Below are 18,592 nucleotides of genomic sequence, written 5' to 3'. Positions count from 1 at the left end.
AAACTTAACCCAGGGAGGAACCGACGATGAGCTACTACAACAGACTGGTGAAATCGGGCTTGCGGCCCAGCCGTCGAAGCGTGCTGAAGGGGATTGGAGCCGGCGTTGCCGCCAGCACGCTTGGCATGCCGGCCTATGTGCGCGCCGCGACCGCCGGGAAGATCAAGCTGGGTTACCTCAGCCCGACGACCGGACCGCTCGCCCTTTTTGGTGAAACGGATGGCTACACCTTGCAGAAGATCCGCGCCCTGCTCGGCGGCCAGCTGCAATGCGCCGACGGCAATACTTACGAAATCGAGATCCTCGACCGCGACAGCCAGTCCAATCCGAACAAGGCATCGGAAATCGCCGGCAATCTGATCCTGAACGACGAGGTTCATCTGCTCGTGCCGGCCTCGACCACCGACACGATCCTGCCCGCGGCCGAGCAGGCCGAACTTTATGAAACGCCCTGCATTTCCTCGGGCGCTCCCTGGCAAGCGGTGATCATGCCGCGCGGCGGCGGCAAGCAGACCTTCGACTGGACCTATCATTTCTTCTGGGGCCTCGACGAGGCGTTGAACACCTTCGTCGGGCTCTGGAACCATTTGGAGACCAACAAGAAGGTCGGGATGCTGTTCCCGCAGAACATCGACGGCGAGACCTGGGGCAACGACGAATATGGCTTGCCAGCGCCGACCCGCAAGGCCGGCTACGAGGTCGTGGTGCCCGGCTATTTCCAGCCCCGCACCAATGATTTTTCCGCACAGATCGCCGAGTTCAAGAAGCAGGGCTGCGAGATCATCGGCGGCATCACCTATCCCGACGATCTGAAGACCTTCGTCACCCAGTGCAACCAGCAGGGCTTCAAGCCGAAGGCGGTCACGGTGGCGGCGGCGCTGCTGTTTCCAGGCGGCGTCGAGGCGATGGGTCCTCTGGGCAACGGCATGTCCTCGGAGGTCTGGTGGACGCCGGCCTTCCCGTTCAAGTCGTCGCTGACCGGGCAGGTCAGCAGCGACATCGCCAGCCAATGGGAAGTCGATTCGAAGCGCCAGTGGACGCAGCCGTTGGGCTATTCGCATGCCTTGCTCGAGGTTGCGCTCGACATCCTGAAGCGCTCTTCCAATCCGCTTGACCGTACGGCCAACCGTGACGCTCTGGTCGCTACCGATCTGCAGACCCTGGTCGGTCATATCAAGTTCGACGGCTCGCCCCACAAGAACATCTGCAAGACGCCGATCTTCGGCGGCCAGTGGGTGAAGGGCGAGAAATGGCCCTATGACCTGAAGATCGTCGACAACACGGTCAATCAGCTTTTCGCACCCCAGCAGGCTATTCAGCCGATCGCCTGGTGACATGAGCGGGGACGCGGGCAGAGCTATGGATAGAGAAATCCTGCTGAAAGCGCACGGCGTGTCGAAGTCTTTCGGTGCTGTCCGCGTCCTGCATGAGGTGAGTTTCGACGTACATCGGGGCGAGGTGCTGGGCATCCTCGGCCCGAACGGGGCGGGCAAGACGACGCTGTTCAACATGATCAGCGGCGATTTGAAGGCGTCCGGCGGCGAGATCCAGCTCGGCGACACGGCGCTCCGTGGCGAGCCGCCCTTCCGGCGCTGCCAGATGGGGATCGGGCGGACCTATCAGATCCCGCGTCCCTATTCCGGCATGACCACCTTCGAAAACCTGCTGGTCGCCGCTGCTTTCGGCGGCGGCCGGTCCGAGAAGCAAAGCTATGCTTTCTGCGCCCAGGTCCTGCGCGATTGCGAGCTCTCCGACAAAGCCAATGTCTCGGCCGGCGCTCTGACGCTGCTCGACCGCAAACGGCTGGAGCTGGCGCGCGCGCTGGCGTCGGATCCGAAGCTGCTGCTGCTGGACGAGATCGCGGGCGGGCTGACCGACGATGAATCGAAGGCGCTGGTGGCGCTGGTGCGCCGCATCCGCGACCGCGGCATCACCATCGTGTGGATCGAGCATGTGCTGCACGCACTGCTGGCGGTGGCCGACCGGCTGCTGGTGCTGAACTTCGGCGAGAAGATCGCCGAAGGCGTGCCCGCCGAAGTGATCGCGCTGCCCGAGGTCCAGCGCGTCTACATGGGGATCGAGGTATGACGGCTGTTCTTTCCACCCACGGGCTCTTGGCCCGCTATGGCGACTTCCAGGCGCTCTACGGCGTCGACATCGAGCTGCACCAGGGTGAGGCCGTGGCTCTGATCGGCGCCAACGGGGCTGGAAAATCCACCCTCCTGCGTTCGATCATGGGCCTGCTCCCGGTTGGGCGCGAGATGGTGCTGCTGCACGGCGAGCCGGTCGGCGGCACCGCCACCGACCGCATGGTGCAGAAGGGCGTCGCTATCGTGCCGGAGGGCCGCCGCCTCTTCACCGGCATGTCGGTCGAGGACAATCTTCGCGTCGCCATCGACCAGGCCGCGCGCATGGGCGCCAAGGGCGGATGGACGCTGCCGCGGTTGCATCAGCTGTTCCCGATCCTCAAGGAGAAGGCCCGCACGCAGGTGCAGAGCCTCTCGGGCGGGCAGCAGCAGATGGTGGCCATCGGCCGCGCGCTGCTCTGCCAGCCGCGCGTGCTGCTCTGCGACGAGATCAGCCTCGGTCTTGCGCCCAAGGTGATCCGCGAGATCTATGCCGCCTTGCCCGAAATCCGCGCCACTGGAACGGCGATGATCGTGGTCGAGCAGGATGTCGGTCTCGCCCGAACCGCCTCGGACCGCCTCTACTGCATGCTGGAGGGGCGCGTGACCCTGACCGGCAAGTCCGCCGAGATCACGCGCGAGCAGATCGGCAAAGCCTATTTTGGAGCGGGCCATGGAGTGGTTTGACGCCTTGGTGCAGGGGATCCTGCTGGGCGGCATGTATGCCCAGTATGCGCTCGGCATGGCGCTGATGTTCGGCGTCATGCGGATCGTCAACATCAGCCACGGCGATCTGGTGATCCTTTTGTCGCTGATCGGCATTTCGATCGCCACGGCCTGGGGTCTGGGACCGCTGCCTGTGCTGATCGTGCTGGTGCCGCTCGCGGTGCTGATGGGCTGGGTGCTGCAGAAGGCCGTGCTGAACCGCGTGGTGGGCAGCGATCCGCTGCCCTCGCTGATCGCGACCTTCGGACTGTCGATCGCGCTGCAGAACCTGATGCTCCAGATATGGTCCGCGAACAGCCGGTCGTTGCCGGGCCACGGGATCGAGAGCCAGTCCATCGAGATCGGCGGTATCTATATCGGCCTCCTGCCGCTGATCGTGCTGGCGGTCGCCACGGGACTGACATGGGGCCTCGACCTGACGCTGAAGCGCACGCGCTTCGGCCGGGCGCTCCGCGCCGCGTCGGCCGATGTCGAGGCGGCGGCGATGACCGGCATCAACCCGCGCGCCGTCTATGCGATGGCGACAGCGGCGGCGGTCGGCATCCTCGGCTTTGCGGCCGTCTTCCAGGCGCTGCGGTCGACCGTTGCGCCGGCCGATGGACCTGCCCAGCTTATCTACGCGTTCGAAGCGGTGATCATCGGCGGCATGGGTACGGTATGGGGCGCCTTCGCCGGCTCGATGGTCCTCGGCATCTCTCAGGCCATCGGCTTCCGCATCGATCCGGGCTTCGGCGTGCTTGCCGGACATATCGTCTTCCTGGTCGTGCTGGCGACCCGCCCGCAGGGTCTGTTCGGAAAGGCATTGTCATGAGTGCGATCCCCTATGTGGCAACAACCGAGGTGCCCGAGGTCCTGGTCCAGCGCCAGACCCGGTCCGGTCGCATCGCGATGACGCTGGCGGTGCTGGCGATGATCGGTGTTGCTGCCATGCCGTGGTGGGCCTCGACCGGCACCATCCGGTCGATTCTGGTGCTGTGCTCCTACATCGCCGTCGCGCAGATGTGGAACCTGCTCGCCGGCTATGCCGGCCTCGTCTCGGTGGGCCAGCACGCTTTCATGGGTGCGGCCGGCTATGCGCTTTTCGTGCTGGCGCAGACTTACGGCATCAATCCGTTTGTGGCGGTCTTCCTTTCGCTTCTGGTGCCGGCCGCGCTGGCCGTGCCGATCTACCTGCTGCTGCACCGCCTGGATGGCCCCTATTTTTCGATCGGCACATGGGTTGTGGCCGAGGTTTTTCGGCTGACCGCCTCGAACCTGCCGCTCGTCAATTCCGGCGCGGGCATGTCGCTTCGCGTGATGAAGGACTATTCGGCCTTCGAGCGGAATGTCGCCATGTCGCTGCTCTGCGCGGGGATGCTGCTCGTCACGCTGGGCGGCAGCTACTGGCTGCTTCGCTCGCGCTTCGGCCTTGCGCTGATCGCCATGCGCGACAATCCGGGCGCGGCCGCGAGCCAGGGCGTGAATGTCGTCAAGCTGCGCTTCCTGATCTACGTCGCGTCGGCGGTCGGCTGCGGTCTTGCTGGGGCGATCTATTTCATGGCGCAGCTCCGCATCACCCCGGGTTCGGCCTTTGATCCGATGTGGGCGAACGTCGCGATCTTCATCGTCATGGTCGGTGGAATCGGCTCCATCGAGGGCGTTCTGATCGGATCCCTGATTTTCTTCATCGCGGACCGCTGGTTCGGCGAATACGGCGCGACCTATTTCGTTGTCCTCGGCCTGATGACGCTTCTGGTCGCGCTCTACGCCCGGACGGGCATCTGGGGCCTGATCACGAAACGGTGGGATGCACCATGGTTCCCGATCCGACGCAAGCTTGTTGACCCGAACCGCTGACGAGGAGGATTCATGAAAGCCGCCATCTTCGATAGGGTCGGCGTCCCGCTGCGGATCGGCACGGTGCCGGACCCGACGCCGGCACCGGACGAGGTCGTCTTGCGTGTCGCCGCCTGCGGCATCTGCGGCAGCGATCTGCATATCACCGAGGATCCCGTGCCTTTCGGCATCGAGGCAGGCTTCGTGCTCGGCCATGAATTCTCTGGGGACATCGTCGCGGTCGGATCGGAGGCAACAGGCCTTCGGATCGGTGACCGTGTCGCCGTCGCGCCGATGCGCGGTTGTGGACACTGCGAGGCCTGTGAGCGAGGCGATCCGGCGCGCTGTCGCGAGATGGAGCTGATCGGCGGCGGCTATGCGCAATACGCGACTGTGGCCGCACGCCAGTGTCATATCCTGCCCGGCGATGTGGCGCTCGAGGATGGCGCGCTGGCCGAGCCGCTCTCGGTTGCGCTGCATTGCATCGTCCGCTCGGGCATGAAGCCGGGGGATCGGGTTGCCATCCTGGGCGCTGGGCCGATCGGGCTGCTCGTCGCCTTCTGGGCGCGGCGGATGGGCGCGTCGCGTGTCGTCGTCGCCGACATTCACGGCCATCAGCGCGAGCGTGCGCTTGCTCTCGGCGCGACCGGCTTCGCGCTTTCCGGCGAAAAGCTGGCGGAGAATCTCGCCGACCTCTGCGGCGGGGCGCCCGATATCGTCTTCGAATGCGTTGGCAAGCGCGGCCTCATCGGCGCGGCGGTCGAAGCGGTACGGCTGCAGGGCACGGTGGTCGGGGTCGGCCTCTGCCTTGGCGGAGACCAGTGGGACCCGTTCATTGCGCTGACCAAGGAGGTGAACCTGCTGTTCTCGGTCTTCTTCCATAAGCGAAACGAATTCGGCGTCGCCCTCGATGCGCTGCGCGGCGGACCTTTCGCACCGCAGGCGCTGATCACCGATCGGATCGATCTCTCACCGGTTCCGCAGATATTCGAGAGCCTTCGCCGCCGCACAACGCAATGCAAAGTGCTGATCCAGCCGGACCTTGTTTGAGGAGGAATAAAATGGCCGTTCAATTCGAAACGCTCAAATACGATGTCGCTGGCACCAAAACGGTGGTGAAGGCCATTGGTGAGGGAAAGCCCGTGCTGTTCCTGCACGGCGCCTCGACGCTTGAAGGTTTCGACTTCGCCGAAGGCCTCGCCGACCGTTTCCGCGTGCTTTGCGCGAGCCATCCGGGCTTCGGCTTTTCGGGCGCTGCGCCGCATGTGACCGGGATGTCCGACATGGTTCTGCACTACCTGAACCTGCTCGATGTTCTGAACCTGCCGGAGAAGCCTCATCTCATCGGCTTTTCCATGGGCGGCTGGATGGCGACGGAGCTCGCCGGCCTTGCGCGCGAGCGTTTCGACAAGGTGGTGCTGATCGCGCCGGCAGGGCTCAACGACCCCGCGCATCCGGCCACCGATCTGGGCGCGGTCGCGCCGCAGGAGCTGCCGGCCTATCTGGCGCATGACGTCTCGGTGGCGCTGCGCTATTTCCCGGACGGCTCGGATCCCGCCTTTGCGGAGGCCTTCGGCGCCGATCGCGCCCGCGAAGGAGAGACGCTCGGCCGGTTGCTGGCGCCGTTCGGCATGGGCCATCCGAACCTGCGGCGCTTCCTGGCGCGCATCGCCAATCCGACGCTGGTCGTCTGGGGCACCAGGGACCGTCTGCTGCCAGCTGGCCAGGCGCCGCTCTTCGTCGAAGCCCTGCCCGACGCACGCCTGATCCTGGTCGAGGATGCCGGCCATTTCGTCATGCAGGAGAAACCCGAAACACTCAGGAAGATCGGCGATTTCCTCGCCGGCTGACCGCATTTGAAAAGGAGGAGAAGACAATGAACAAACCCATCAAGCACGGCTCGTGGGGGACGACCACCGACTATCGCGACTTGCTCAGCAAGATCGCGGAGATCGGGCCGGCCCTGGAAGCCAACGCCACCACCGATGAGGAGAATGGCGAACTGACTGCGGCCACGTTCGAGCTGCTGAAGCCGCTGCGCATGTCGCATATCTTCGCCGCGGAGAGCCTCGGCGGTGCGCAGCTGCGACCCACCCAGGGTCTCGAACTGCTGGCGGCGATCACCTGGCACTCCGGGGCGGCCGGCTGGGTTTCAATGGTGCATTGCTGCATCGGTGCGATGTCGGCGGCCTTTCTGCCGGATAGCGCGGTCGAGCGGCTGTTCGCACCGGGCACCGACAACCGTTTCTCGGGGCAGGGCGCGCCGCTCGGCATGCTGAAGAAGGTCGACGGTGGTTACCGGCTGAACGGCAAGTGGAGCTATGGCAGCGGCTTCAGCCACGCCACCTATAGCCACAGTGCCGCCTTCGTCGACGACGGCACCGGCAAGCCCGCCAAGGACGACAAGGGCAATTTGATTATCATGTGCGCCCATGCCCCGATCTCCCAGCACAAGCAGCTCGGCAATTGGGACGTTCTGGGCCTCGGCGGTACCGGCAGCATCGACTATGCGGCCGAGGATGTCTTCATCGCCGACGATCTCGTCTTCCCGATCCTGACCGCACCACCGCTGCGCCAGAAGGAGTTCTTCAGTCTCGGGGTCGTTGGCCTCGCCGCCATCGGTCATACCGGCTGGGCGCTCGGCACCGGGCGGCGGATGCTGGACGAGATCGCCAAGTTCGCCCGCTCGAAGTCAGGCCGGGCCGGACTGATCGGCGAAAGCGAGAAGTTCTGGCACGACTATGGCCGCGCCGAAGCCCGCTATCGCGCTGCCCGCGCCTTTGTCTTCGAAGTCTGGCGCGACATCGAGGCGACGGTCGAAGCCGGCAACAGCGTATCGACGCGGCAGATCAGCCTTGTCCATCTGGCCAAATCCGAGATTCACGAGGTTGGCGTGGATATCTGCAACTTCGCCTACCGCGCCGGCGGCGGCGCGTCGCTGCGCGCCGGCGTGATCCAGCGCACCTTCCGCGAGATGATGGTGGCGGCCAACCATTTCACGATCGCGCCGTCGATCGTCACCTCGGCCGGTCGCGACATCGGCGGCCTGTGGAGCGATCGCACCTGGCAGTTCTACGACCTGATCGAGAAGAAGTAGCCCGCAAGGGCCGGACGGCGGACGCCGTCCGGCCCTTATTCACGCTGCAGAAGAGAGACGTCGATGAGCTTCCCGCATCCGATGACCAACGCCTTCCGCGAAGCCTTTCGCCACCATCCGGCCGGTGTTGCCGTGATCACGGCCGATCCCGGCGACAGGCCGGTGGCGATGACCGTATCCTCGCTGATCTCGGTAAGTGCTGCGCCGCCGGTCGTCGCTTTCTCGCTCTCCATGAAATCGACTTCGTCCGAGCCCTTGCTACGGGCCGAGACCATGGTGATCCACCTGCTGCGCTTCACTGATATCGACCTGGCGCAGCTCTGCGCGTCGAGCGGCGCGGAACGTTTCCCGCCGGGAGGCGCCTGGGCGCGGCTGCCTACGGGCGAACCCCGCTATATCGGCGTTTCGACCTGGTTCCGCGCCCGTCGGCTCGGCATCCTGCCGATCGAGGGCGCGACGCTGGTCGCGGCCGAACTCCTTGACGGCGAGGTGCAGCCGGACGAGGTCCCCCCGGAGGCGCATTCGCTTGTTTATCTCGACCGTCGCTGGCATCGCCTGCACAAGGAACTGGACGGGGTGGCTGAGCTTCTTGAGTCGTCGCGTTTTCTTTGAACGGCGCCGAAGCGCGGGTTGTCCGGTCGTTGCGCACGGAACTTGCAAAGCCAGTCGAAGCGCGTTCGGCGTCAGTCGTACCGCGCTCCCTGGCTCGCCGCGCAGGGTTGAGGGTCATCCGGCCAGTTGGGCATTGGCCGGAACTTCGTCCCGCATCGGATGCGGTACGAGTGGATGGCAATTTTTGTCGCAGATGACGTCAGACTTTTCCGCAAAAATATCTCACATGTTGACGTTAACTTAACATGCTATTATGGTCTGTTACCGCGTCGGATGCGTCGCTTTTGTATCACCGTTGCTCGTTGATTGTCGTCATGTCTGTCATCCCTATCCTAACCTGCAGGTTAGCCTTGCAGCGCCCTTCACCAGTTGCTGAAAGCGGCGGCGCCCATGCCCAGTTTGCTCGGAATCGATAACGGTCTCACGGTCACCAAGGCAGTGATCTTCGATGCCGATGGCACGCAGTTGTCGGTGGCGCGTCGGCGCGTTCCGCAGTCGATGCCCCATGCGCGCTGGGTGGAGCGCGACATGGCAAGGCTATGGCAAGCCACCGCCGATGCCATCCGCGAAGCGATCGCATTGTGCGGCCGGCCCGCCAACGATATCAAGGCGGTGGCGGCGACCGCACACGGCGATGGTCTCTATTTGCTCGACAAGGATCGCCGGCCGCTAGGCCCCGGTATCCTGTCGCTTGACAGCCGCGCCGGCGAGATTGTCGAACAATGGTCGGCGGACGGGGTCTTCCAAAATGCGTTGGCGCGCACCGGACAGGCGCCGCACGTTTCGGCTCCGTCGGCGCTGCTGGCCTGGATCAGGAAGAACCAACCCGACCGCTATGGCCGCATCGGGCATATACTGGCCTGCAAGGACTGGCTGCGCTTTTGCCTGACCGGCACGATCGGCACCGACCGTACCGAGGCCAGCACCTCATTCACGGATTTCCGCACGCAGGATTACGCGCTGGAAGCGATGCGCATCTTCGAACTGGACGATCTTTTCGACGCGCTGCCGCCGATGGCGCATTCGGCCGAGATCGCCGGCCACGTTACCGCCGAGGCCGCCGACATGACCGGCCTTGCCAAGGGGACACCGGTCGCGAGCGGCCTGCATGACGTAACTGGCTCCGCACTTGGCATGGGCGGCCATGAGGAGGGCGTGCTCGCCATTGTCGCCGGGACCTATTCCATCAACGAAGTAGTCTCTTCGCAACCGCGCGTCGATCCGCGTTGGCTCTGTCGCAACGCCATCGACGCCGGCCGCTGGAACAACATGGCGATATCGCCGGCCTCGACCGCGAACTACGATTGGTTTCTCGACACGTTCTGCCGCTCGGAACAGGAGAGGGCATCGGTCGGTGGTGGCTCGATCCACGAGTTTCTGGCAGGCGAGATCGACGCGGCGCTGAAAAAGCGGTCGACCATCCTGTTTCATCCCTATCTGTTCGGCTCCCCCTTTGGCGATGTCGCCAGCGCCAGCTTTGTCGGCCTTCACGGCTGGCACGATCGCGGCGATATGCTCAAGGCGGTTCTAGAGGGCATTGCCTTCAATCATCGCACCCATGTCGAAGCCCTGCGCGAGGGCTTTGCTATCAGCGAGATCCGCCTGACCGGGGGCGGTTCACGCAATCCGGCCTTTGTCCAGATGTTTGCCGATGTGCTGAATGCCCCGGTCACCGTCACCTCGACCGACGAGGCCGCGGCCTTTGGCGCGGCCCTTTGCGCGGGTGCCGCGGTGGGCATCTTCGCGACGCCGCAACAAGGCGCCAGGCAAGCCGGCATGACGGCACGCCAATACGAGCCGATGGCGGCCTCAAGTGCTGTGTTCAACGAGCGCTTTTCCCTCTATGGCCGCATAGCCGGTGCGCTCGAACCGCAGTGGCCGGAGATCGAGAAGCTGGCGCGGCAAGACACTGGGGGAACCGCATGATCAAGGCCGACGAACGACGCGAAGAGATCGCCGACTATGTGATCAAGCTCGGCCAGGTGCGCATCGACGATCTGGTCGAACATTTCGGCGTATCGCGCATGACCATCCACCGGCACATCGACCGGCTGGCGCAGCAGGGTGTGCTGCGCAAGCTGCACGGTGCGGTGACGGTTCAGCCTTCCGGCCTCTATGAAAGCGCCTTCCGCTACCGGGTGACGGTCAATCGGGCCGAGAAGGATGCGCTGGCGCGGGCGGCGCTCGATTTTGTCGAGGCCGGCCAAGTGGTGATGCTGGACGATTCCTCGACGGCAAACGCCGTCGCCACGCTGCTGCTCGACGTCAAGCCGCTGACCGTCATCACCAATTCAGTGGCGACGGCTTCCCTGCTGACCAATGTCGACGAACTCGACTTCATCTGTCTCGGCGGTCAGTACCACGGCACCTACAACGCCTATATCGGCATCGTCTGCGAGAACGCCGTGGCGCAGCTGCGCGCCAATGTGCTGATCTGTTCGGCTTCGGCCATCACTGGAACCACCGCCTTCATCCAGGACCCCAATGTCGTGCGGGTCAAGCAGGCGATGATGGCCGCATCGGTCAAGCGCATCCTTTTGATTGACCATGCCAAGTTCGACAGGATCGCACTGCACGTCTTCGACGATCTGACCAGCTTCGACGTCGTGCTGGCGACCGAAGGCCTGGGCGATGCGCGGGCGCGGGCCCTCGAACGGGCCGGCGTGAAGCTGCGCATCGTCAAGACGAAAGCGCCATGAGCTCAAGCGAAGCAACATTTACGGAAAATCCCGCCGGGCGATTGGCCGCCATGGCCGGGACCGGCGAGGTCGACGTCGTCATCCTTGGCGCCGGCATCAACGGGGCGGGCTTGTTTCGCGACCTGTGCGCGCAGGGCGTCAGCTGCCTGATCGTCGACAAGGCAGATTTCGGCTCCGGCACCAGTGCCGCGCCATCGCGGCTCATTCACGGTGGCCTGAAATATCTAGAAACTGGCGAATTCGGGCTGGTGGCGCAATCGACGCTCGAGCGCAATTTGCTTTTGAAAAACGCGCCGCACTATGTCAGCCCGCTGCCGACCGTCATCCCGATCTTTTCCTGGAGCAAGGGCATGCTGGCGGCGCTGCGGACGCTGTTCGGCTCGACCAGCGCGCCGCGCAGCCGCGGCGCCATCCTGATCAAGATCGGCCTGATGATCTATGATTTCTACGGCTCGCGAAACCAGGTCATGCCGCGCCACCGCATGGTCGGGCGGCGCCAGGCGCTCAGCAAGATGCCGGCGCTCAACCCCTCGATCGTCGCCACCGGCACCTATTACGACGCCAAGATAAGCCATCCCGAAAGGCTGGTGCTCGAACTGATCCTCGATGGGCTGCAGGCAAATACGGCCTCGGCCAGCGCGAACTACACGGCGCTGGCGAAGTCCGCCGATGGCGTGCTGACCTTCCAGCCGAAAAACGGCGCGGCCTTTTCGGTGCGGCCGAAGCTGGTGGTCAATGCCGCCGGTCCATGGATCGACGATGTCAACGATTTGCTAGGCGCGCCGTCGAAGATGATCGGCGGTACCAAGGGCTCGCACATCCTGCTGAAGCATGACGAGCTGGTCAAAAGCCTTGCCGGGCGCATGCTCTATTTCGAGGCCGATGACGGCCGCATCTGCCTTGTCTACGACTATCTCGGCCTGGCGCTGGTCGGCTCTACCGACATCAAGGCCGACAATCCCGACGCGGTACGCTGCGAGCCTGACGAAGTGGAGTACCTGCTCGACAGCGTACGCACGCTGCTGCCGGGGATGGCGTTCGAACGCGACCAGATCGTCTATGCCTATAGCGGCATCCGGCCGCTGCCGGCCTCGGATGCATCGGTGCCCGGCTTAATCAGCCGTGACCACTCGGCGCCAGTCGCCGAGCCGGATGGGAACAGACCTTTCGCGGTCATCTCGCTGATCGGCGGCAAGTGGACGACCTTTCGCGGCTTCGCCGAGGAAGTCGCCGACACCGTGCTCGGCCGCCTGCAGCGCAGCCGCAAGGTGACGACGCAGGCCATGCCGATCGGCGGCGGCAGGGATTTCCCGGCCGATGCCGCAGCGCGAGCAAGTTGGCTGGCTCTGGCTCACTCGGAAACGGGCGCTGGAGGACGGCGTCTCGAGGCGCTGCTGTCGCGATATGGCACCAGAGCCACGCAGATCGCCACGCATGGGTCGGGTGATGAGGGTCGGCTGCCGGATTCAGAAAGCTACAGCAAATCGGAAATCGACTACATCGTCCGCACCGAGTTCGTCGAACATCTGGCCGATATCGTCATGCGCCGCAGCACCCTGGCGATATCAGGGTCACTGACGGGCCGGGATCTGCAGGAGATTGCGACGATTGCCGGACGGGCGCTGGGCTGGAGCGCCGGGCGCCTCGCAGAGGAAGTCGAGGCCGCCGCCCTGGAACTCGAGGACCGGAACCTGATGCGGCTGGGCTGATCATTCCGTCGCCGATGCTCTTTCCCAAGGCAATCCGGTCGGTTTGCCTAAGGATGCGCCGCATCCCCAATCGCTCAACTCACAGGCGGGTTGGGATTTTGCGATATTAGATATTATTATTGAGAAACAGTTAGTTAGCAAAAAATTGGATAGCCGATGGCTGTGCAATTCTACTGGCTCAGACACGAAATAACACAGATTGACGTTAAATTAACATAGCCGTATGATCAAGTGACATGCTCACCTCCTAATAGGTCGATGTTGCCCGCCGAAATGCCGGCAGACCGGCGTTTCGGGAAGGGCGAGACCTGTGAATTCCCCGTATGTGCATGCGCCAAATCCGGCGAGGGATTGACAGCGATGCAGGGATGTGAAAATTTTTGCACACAAAGATAATAATATCATCTCAGGGAGGAGATGTCTTGAAATCCGGCGGAGCCGCTAACCGCGATCATGAGTCCAGCCTCGCCACCCGCGCGGCCTGGCTTCACTATGCCGGGGGTCTGACGCAGGCCCAGGTGGCCAAGCGGCTCGGCCTGACCAGCCTCAAGGCGCATCGGCTCATCACCCGGGCCACCCAGGATGGCCTTGTCAGGGTAATCATCGACGGCGATGTCGGCGAATGCATCGACCTCGAGCAGCAGCTGATCGATGCTTACGGGCTGGATTACTGCGAGGTCGTTCCTGATCTCGATCAGGACGAGCTGCCGCTGAAGGCCCTTGGCATCGCCGGCGCTCAGTTTCTGAAGCGGGAGATCGATCGCGGCGAGGACATGCTGATCGGCGTCGGCCATGGCCGTACCCTTGCCGCAAGCGTCGAGTATCTGACGCGCACCGCCGCTGCCCATATCCGTTTCGTCTCGCTGCTTGGCGGCGTGACGCGCAAATTCGCGGCCAACCCGCACGATGTCATGCATCGGCTGGCCGAGCGGACCGGCGCGCAGGCCTATGTGATGCCGGTGCCTTTCGTCGCCAACACCGCCGAGGACCGTGAAGTGCTGCTTGGCCAGCGCGGCATCAGCGATGTCTTCGACCTCGCAAGCCGGTCCGACCTGATGTTCGTCGGCATAGGGACTGCCGAGCGGGAAGCTTCGCTAGTCGCTACCGGCATGATCGAACATTCCGAAATCGATGAGGTCAAACGCGATGGCGGCGTCGGCGAGCTGCTCGCCCACTTCTTCGACGACAAGGGACGTCCGGTGGAAACGGCGCTGTCGGACAGAATCCTGGCGCTTCCGCGGGACCAGTTGAAGGGCCGTCGGATCGTCGCAGTCGCCGGCGGCAAGGTGAAAATACGCGCCATCAAGGCGGTGCTCGAAAGCCGCTATCTGAGCGGCCTGATCACTGACGAGTCCACCGCCCGTGCCCTTGTCGAACAGAACAAACCCAATGGTGCGAAGCGCCATGTGAACGGAGGATCGTCAAATGCGTGACAAGCGCGGATCAGCCTTGCTGGCGGTTGCGTCATGAGCGCGAAGGCTGCCACCGCACCAACCAGGCCGGCTTCGCCCGGCTTGCGTCGGGTACTTGCCGGCGCTGCGGTTGTCGTCCTGCTCGGCGCCATGGCGCTCGACACCAACGTGGTCAGGATCGGCTCTGCCGGCGATGTCCGCAGCGCCGTCTTTTCCGCCGCCGACTACGGCAAGTCGGAGTTCCCCAAGGTGCAGGCCGATGTCGAGGCGCGTGCCGCCGACGCGGTGACGGTGGCGACGGCGATCGCCAAGGACAGGACAACGGCGGAAAAGGAATACGGCGTGCCGGCGGGCGTTGGGCCGGTCATCTCGGTGAAGTTCACCGGCGTCGTCGGCGAAGGAAAATCGGGCATCTACAAGGTCGCCGTCGAAGGTGTGCCGGACACGCTGATGATTCGCGTGCAGACGGGACCGGCGATCAACGGCACCGAGCTTCGCGACGCCACCGGCAAGATCACATTCGGCCAGTTCACCAACCAGATCGAATACCAGGACGCCGGTTCGGCGCTGAACAACGAGATGAAGAAGGAAGTCCTGGCCAAGGTCGATACGAGCACCTTGACCGGCAAGACCATATCGGTGGTCGGCGCATTCAAGCTGGTCAACCCGAAGAGCTGGCTGGTCACTCCGGTGAGGCTGGAGGTCAAATGAAACCGGCTGCCGACACCGGACCCGCGAATGGCGACGCCGTGCTTTCGGCGCGCAACATCGTCATGTCGTATGGCGGCGTTCATGCGCTCAAGGGCGTCAATTTCGACATCCATCGCGGTAAGGTCACGACGCTGTTCGGCGAGAACGGCGCCGGCAAGTCGACGCTGATGAAGATCCTCTCCGGCGTGGTCACGCCGACATCCGGCGACATCGTGCTCGACGGCAATCTCGTCAGTTTTTCCTCATCCTCGGACGCACGCGATCGCGGCATCTCGATCATCCACCAGGAACTCAGCCTGGCGCCCAATCTCAGCGTTCGCGACAACATCTTCATGGGCCGCGAACTGCGCACCAGGACCGGCCTCGACTTCGCCGAAGAATCGCGCCAGGCGCGCGCGCTGATGGCTGATCTCGAAGAGGACATCGACCCGATGACCCTGGTCGAGGATCTGCGCCTGGGCCAACAGCAGATCGTCGAGATCGCGCGGGCGCTGTCGGTCGACTCCCGCATCCTGATCATGGATGAACCGACTTCGGCGCTCAGTGCGACAGAGGTGGAGGTGCTGTTCAAGGTGATCCGCGATCTGACCAGCCGCGGCGTCTCCATCGTCTACATTTCGCATCACCTCGAAGAGGCGCTGCAGATCACCGACTATGCCGTTGTCCTGCGCGACGGGGCGATAACGGCGACGGCCGAAGCCAGGGATATCGATCTCGAGTGGATCGTGCGCAACATGGTCGGCGAGAATTTCGATCTCGGCTCGCCGCCGACCGGCCATGCGTTCGGCGAGGTCGCCCTGTCGATCGAGGATGTCAGCGTCGTCGACGCTTCGGGCTCAGGTTATTCCGTCGTCGACCACCTGTCGCTGGATGTCAGGGCCGGCGAGATCGTCTGCATCTACGGGCTGATGGGCGCCGGGCGCACGGAATTGCTGGAAGCCGTCGCCGGACGGGTGCCGATGGCGGGCGGACGCGCGCTTCTGGAAGGCGAGGACGTTTCCGGACTGAGCATTGCGCAGCGCATCTCCAGAGGGCTTGTGCTGGTCCCCGAGGACCGCCAGCGCGACGGGCTGGTGCAAACGATGACCGTCGGCCGCAATCTCTCGCTCGCCAGCATCGAAGCGTTCGCCAAGGGGCTGTTTCTGTCCCGTTCGAGAGAGCGAGAGCTGGTCGAAGACTCGATCCGCAAGGTGACCGTCAAGACCGCTGGTGGCAACGCCATGATCGGATCGCTGTCTGGCGGTAATCAGCAGAAGGTCGTCATCGGCAAGATGCTGACGACCAACCCCAAGGTCATCCTCCTCGACGAGCCGAGCCGCGGCATCGATGTTGGCGCCAAGGCCGAGGTCTTCCGCTTGTTGAGCGAACGCGCCGCTCAAGGGCTTGCCGTCGTCTTCTCGACCTCTGAGGTCAACGAATGCCTCAGCATTGCCCACCGCATCGTCGTCATGCGGCGTGGCAGGATTTCAGCTGAATTCGGCGCCAACGCCACCAAAGAGCAGATCATGGCCGCCTCCGGCGAAGCCGTGGTCGCCTGATCACCAGAATTTCGGAGCCCAGACCCATGACCGACGTCAGCCAGGCCAGAAAACAGTCCAGTCCAAGCGCGGGCGGCGAAGGCTTCGATCTCGCCAAGTTGCTGCTCGAGGGCCGCGCCTTCTTTGCCCTGATCGTCATCATCGTCGTGTTCTCGATCCTGTCGCCCTACTACCTCTCGGTGGCGAACTTCCTGACCATGGCTTCGCATGTCGCCATCTTCGGAATCCTCGCGATCGGCATGCTGCTCGTCATCCTCAATGGCGGCATCGATCTGTCTGTTGGGTCGACGCTGGGTTTGGCCGGCGTCGTTGCCGGTTTCCTGATGCAAGGGGTGACGCTGACCTGGCTTGGTGTCGTTCTCTATCCGCCGGTCTGGGTGGTCGCGGTGCTGGCCTGCATGCTCGGCGCCGTCGTCGGGCTGATCAATGGCGTGCTGATCGCTCGCTTCAAGGTTCCGGCCTTCGTCGCGACGCTCGGCGTCATGTACATGGCGCGCGGCCTGGCGCTGCTGATGACCAGCGGCCTGACCTACAACAATCTCGGCGGCAAGCCGGAGCTCGGCAACACCGGCTTCGATGCGCTTGGCTTCAACCGCTTGTTCGGCGTGCCGACGGGCGTCGTGGTTCTCGTGGTCATCGCGCTCATCGGCAGCATCGTCTTGAACCGCACCGCTTTCGGGCGCTGGCTCTACGCCTCGGGCGGCAACGAGCGCGCGGCCGAACTCTCCGGCGTTCCGGTCAAGACCGTGCAGATTTCCGTCTATGTGCTGTCGGGTATCTGTGCCGCTATTGCCGGCCTGATCCTGTCCTCGCAGTTGACGTCGGCTGGACCGACCGCCGGCACCACCTACGAACTGACGGCCATCGCGGCCGTCGTCATCGGCGGCGCGGCACTGACCGGCGGCCGCGGCAACATCCGCGGAACCCTGCTCGGGGCCTTCGTCATCGGCTTTCTGTCCGACGGTCTGGTGATCATCGGCATCTCATCCTACTGGCAGACAGTGTTCACGGGCGCCGTCATCGTGCTCGCCGTGCTGCTCAATGCCGTTCAGTATCGCCGCCGCAGCAAGCTCCCAGCTTCGACAGGTGGCCAACCGACTTCTCAGAAACGGGGGAAGGCCGAACCGGCCAATCCTGCCCAAGGGAAGACTGCCAGCTGAACTGGCAGCAACACCGCGTAATCATTGGAGGAATGTACATGAAAACCATGCTGAAAAGTCTGCTCGCCGCCGCGATGGTCGTCGGGTTCACGGCCGCCGCGTCAGCCGCGGGCCTGATCTCGATCATCGTCAACGATCCGGCCAACCCCTACTGGCTGACCGAGGGCAACGTCGCCAAGGCCGAGGCTGAAAAGCTTGGCTATACGGCCAATGTCGGTGCCCACAAGGGCGATACCAATACCGAAAGCAATTTGATCGACACCGCCATCACCAACAAGTCGGTGGCGATCATCCTCGATCCGGCCAACGCCGACGGCTCTATCGGTGCGGTGAAGAAGGCGATTGCAGCCAACATCCCGGTGTTCCTCGTCAATGCCGAGATCAATCAGGAAGGCCTCGCCAAGGGTCAGCTCGTTTCCAATAACGCGCAGGGTGCTGCTCTCGGTGCCCAGCAGTGGGTGCAGGCCGTCGGCGAAAAGGGCAAATATGTCGAACTGCTCGGCGCCCCGTCTGACAACAACGCCGCTACGCGCTCGAACGGGTACGCGACTGTGCTGAGCCAGTACCCGGATCTCGAAAAGGCTGCTTCGCAGGTCGCCAACTGGGATCGTACCCAGGGCCACGACAAGATGCAGAGCATGCTGCAGGCCAATCCCGACATCATCGCCGTGATCAGCGGCAATGACGAGATGGCGCTTGGCGCGGTTGCGGCGCTGAAGGAAGCCGGCAAGCTCGCCGGCATCAAGGTCGGTGGCTTCGACGGCTCCCCGGATGCGGTTGCGGCGATCAAGTCCGGCGAACTGCAGTACACCGTGCTTCAGCCGGTCGCCATCTTCTCGGCCAAGGCCGTGCAGCAGGCGGACTCGTTTATCAAGACGGGCGCCACCGGTGCGGCGACCGAGAAGCAGCTGTTCGATTGCCTTCTCATCACCAAGGACAATGTCGACAAGTACACGGCACCCTTCGTGCTGTCGGAATAAAATCTGC

General features: G+C 63.8%; 17 protein-coding genes. All 17 read left to right on the top strand.

Translation table 11 applies throughout. The features are described 5' to 3' along the window. Positions 1 to 26 precede the first annotated feature (26 nt). The 17 genes from X735_RS163290 (at position 27) to X735_RS163370 (ending at position 18,585) form a co-directional block, all read left to right on the top strand. Positions 27 to 1,334 (top strand): ABC transporter substrate-binding protein, encoded by a 1,308-nt coding sequence (locus X735_RS163290; RefSeq protein WP_023808924.1) that lies wholly within the window; start codon positions 27 to 29, stop codon positions 1,332 to 1,334. Positions 1,335 to 1,359: 25 nt separating this feature from the next. Further along, entirely contained in the window at positions 1,360 to 2,088 is a 729-nt protein-coding gene (locus tag X735_RS163295; protein WP_023808923.1) for an ABC transporter ATP-binding protein, read from the top strand. Then, positions 2,085 to 2,813, top strand: a complete 729-nt coding sequence (locus tag X735_RS163300) for an ABC transporter ATP-binding protein (protein ID WP_023808922.1) — start codon at positions 2,085 to 2,087, stop codon at positions 2,811 to 2,813. Before X735_RS163295 ends, X735_RS163300 begins: the two co-directional genes overlap by 4 nt. Then, positions 2,800 to 3,663, top strand: coding sequence for a branched-chain amino acid ABC transporter permease (locus X735_RS163305; protein ID WP_023808921.1), 864 nt, complete (start codon positions 2,800 to 2,802; stop codon positions 3,661 to 3,663). The genes X735_RS163300 and X735_RS163305 overlap by 14 nt, the downstream gene beginning before the upstream one ends. Then, positions 3,660 to 4,688, top strand: a complete 1,029-nt coding sequence (locus X735_RS163310) for a branched-chain amino acid ABC transporter permease (RefSeq protein WP_023808920.1) — start codon at positions 3,660 to 3,662, stop codon at positions 4,686 to 4,688. Before X735_RS163305 ends, X735_RS163310 begins: the two co-directional genes overlap by 4 nt. A 12-nt stretch (positions 4,689 to 4,700) precedes the next feature. After that, the gene (locus X735_RS163315) at positions 4,701 to 5,717 is read left to right on the top strand and encodes a Zn-dependent alcohol dehydrogenase (protein ID WP_023808919.1); all 1,017 of its coding nucleotides are present in this window, start codon (positions 4,701 to 4,703) and stop codon (positions 5,715 to 5,717) included. Between the two features lie 11 nt (positions 5,718 to 5,728). Next, positions 5,729 to 6,517, top strand: a complete 789-nt coding sequence (locus X735_RS163320; protein WP_023808918.1) for an alpha/beta hydrolase — start codon at positions 5,729 to 5,731, stop codon at positions 6,515 to 6,517. Between the two features lie 26 nt (positions 6,518 to 6,543). Then, positions 6,544 to 7,764: an acyl-CoA dehydrogenase family protein gene (locus tag X735_RS163325; protein WP_023808917.1), complete on the top strand. Its 1,221-nt coding sequence runs from the start codon at positions 6,544 to 6,546 to the stop codon at positions 7,762 to 7,764. A gap of 63 nt (positions 7,765 to 7,827) precedes the next feature. Then, positions 7,828 to 8,376: a flavin reductase family protein gene (locus X735_RS163330; RefSeq protein ID WP_023808916.1), complete on the top strand. Its 549-nt coding sequence runs from the start codon at positions 7,828 to 7,830 to the stop codon at positions 8,374 to 8,376. A gap of 390 nt (positions 8,377 to 8,766) precedes the next feature. Further along, entirely contained in the window at positions 8,767 to 10,302 is a 1,536-nt protein-coding gene (locus X735_RS163335; RefSeq protein ID WP_023808915.1) for an FGGY-family carbohydrate kinase, read from the top strand. Next, positions 10,299 to 11,075, top strand: a complete 777-nt coding sequence (locus tag X735_RS163340) for a DeoR/GlpR family DNA-binding transcription regulator (protein WP_031212333.1) — start codon at positions 10,299 to 10,301, stop codon at positions 11,073 to 11,075. The genes X735_RS163335 and X735_RS163340 overlap by 4 nt, the downstream gene beginning before the upstream one ends. Positions 11,076 to 11,125: 50 nt before the next feature. After that, complete coding sequence (locus tag X735_RS163345) at positions 11,126 to 12,784, top strand: glycerol-3-phosphate dehydrogenase/oxidase (RefSeq protein WP_196815298.1); 1,659 nt, start codon at positions 11,126 to 11,128, stop codon at positions 12,782 to 12,784. 422 nt (positions 12,785 to 13,206) lie between these two features. Beyond that, complete coding sequence (locus tag X735_RS163350; RefSeq protein WP_023808912.1) at positions 13,207 to 14,217, top strand: sugar-binding transcriptional regulator; 1,011 nt, start codon at positions 13,207 to 13,209, stop codon at positions 14,215 to 14,217. Positions 14,218 to 14,250: 33 nt separating this feature from the next. Continuing rightward, positions 14,251 to 14,907 (top strand): DUF2291 domain-containing protein, encoded by a 657-nt coding sequence (locus X735_RS163355; protein ID WP_023808911.1) that lies wholly within the window; start codon positions 14,251 to 14,253, stop codon positions 14,905 to 14,907. Continuing rightward, entirely contained in the window at positions 14,904 to 16,445 is a 1,542-nt protein-coding gene (locus X735_RS163360) for a sugar ABC transporter ATP-binding protein (RefSeq protein ID WP_023808910.1), read from the top strand. Before X735_RS163355 ends, X735_RS163360 begins: the two co-directional genes overlap by 4 nt. Positions 16,446 to 16,471: 26 nt before the next feature. Continuing rightward, positions 16,472 to 17,605: an ABC transporter permease gene (locus tag X735_RS163365; RefSeq protein WP_023808909.1), complete on the top strand. Its 1,134-nt coding sequence runs from the start codon at positions 16,472 to 16,474 to the stop codon at positions 17,603 to 17,605. A 32-nt stretch (positions 17,606 to 17,637) separates the two neighbouring features. Beyond that, positions 17,638 to 18,585 (top strand): D-ribose ABC transporter substrate-binding protein, encoded by a 948-nt coding sequence (locus X735_RS163370; protein ID WP_023808908.1) that lies wholly within the window; start codon positions 17,638 to 17,640, stop codon positions 18,583 to 18,585. Positions 18,586 to 18,592: the final 7 nt, after the last annotated feature.

It is taken from the genome of Mesorhizobium sp. L2C084A000 (assembly GCF_000502875.1).
GTDB lineage: Bacteria > Pseudomonadota > Alphaproteobacteria > Rhizobiales > Rhizobiaceae > Mesorhizobium.
The sequence above is the reverse complement of the archived record's forward strand: the minus strand, read 5'-3'. Positions and strand labels throughout refer to the sequence as shown.

What these genes read in the sequence shown, in the direction of transcription:
- X735_RS163335 (WP_023808915.1), top strand. Translation starts at nt 8,767, where the DNA reads ATGCCCAGTTTGCTCGGAATCGATAACGGTCTCACGGTCACCAAGGCA.
- X735_RS163345 (WP_196815298.1), top strand. Translation starts at nt 11,126, where the DNA reads ATGGCCGGGACCGGCGAGGTCGACGTCGTCATCCTTGGCGCCGGCATC.
- X735_RS163315 (WP_023808919.1), top strand. Translation starts at nt 4,701, where the DNA reads ATGAAAGCCGCCATCTTCGATAGGGTCGGCGTCCCGCTGCGGATCGGC.
- X735_RS163360 (WP_023808910.1), top strand. Translation starts at nt 14,904, where the DNA reads ATGAAACCGGCTGCCGACACCGGACCCGCGAATGGCGACGCCGTGCTT.
- X735_RS163295 (WP_023808923.1), top strand. Translation starts at nt 1,360, where the DNA reads ATGGATAGAGAAATCCTGCTGAAAGCGCACGGCGTGTCGAAGTCTTTC.
- X735_RS163300 (WP_023808922.1), top strand. Translation starts at nt 2,085, where the DNA reads ATGACGGCTGTTCTTTCCACCCACGGGCTCTTGGCCCGCTATGGCGAC.
- X735_RS163310 (WP_023808920.1), top strand. Translation starts at nt 3,660, where the DNA reads ATGAGTGCGATCCCCTATGTGGCAACAACCGAGGTGCCCGAGGTCCTG.
- X735_RS163355 (WP_023808911.1), top strand. Translation starts at nt 14,251, where the DNA reads ATGAGCGCGAAGGCTGCCACCGCACCAACCAGGCCGGCTTCGCCCGGC.
- X735_RS163290 (WP_023808924.1), top strand. Translation starts at nt 27, where the DNA reads ATGAGCTACTACAACAGACTGGTGAAATCGGGCTTGCGGCCCAGCCGT.
- X735_RS163320 (WP_023808918.1), top strand. Translation starts at nt 5,729, where the DNA reads ATGGCCGTTCAATTCGAAACGCTCAAATACGATGTCGCTGGCACCAAA.
- X735_RS163370 (WP_023808908.1), top strand. Translation starts at nt 17,638, where the DNA reads ATGTACATGAAAACCATGCTGAAAAGTCTGCTCGCCGCCGCGATGGTC.
- X735_RS163340 (WP_031212333.1), top strand. Translation starts at nt 10,299, where the DNA reads ATGATCAAGGCCGACGAACGACGCGAAGAGATCGCCGACTATGTGATC.
- X735_RS163305 (WP_023808921.1), top strand. Translation starts at nt 2,800, where the DNA reads ATGGAGTGGTTTGACGCCTTGGTGCAGGGGATCCTGCTGGGCGGCATG.
- X735_RS163325 (WP_023808917.1), top strand. Translation starts at nt 6,544, where the DNA reads ATGAACAAACCCATCAAGCACGGCTCGTGGGGGACGACCACCGACTAT.
- X735_RS163365 (WP_023808909.1), top strand. Translation starts at nt 16,472, where the DNA reads ATGACCGACGTCAGCCAGGCCAGAAAACAGTCCAGTCCAAGCGCGGGC.
- X735_RS163330 (WP_023808916.1), top strand. Translation starts at nt 7,828, where the DNA reads ATGAGCTTCCCGCATCCGATGACCAACGCCTTCCGCGAAGCCTTTCGC.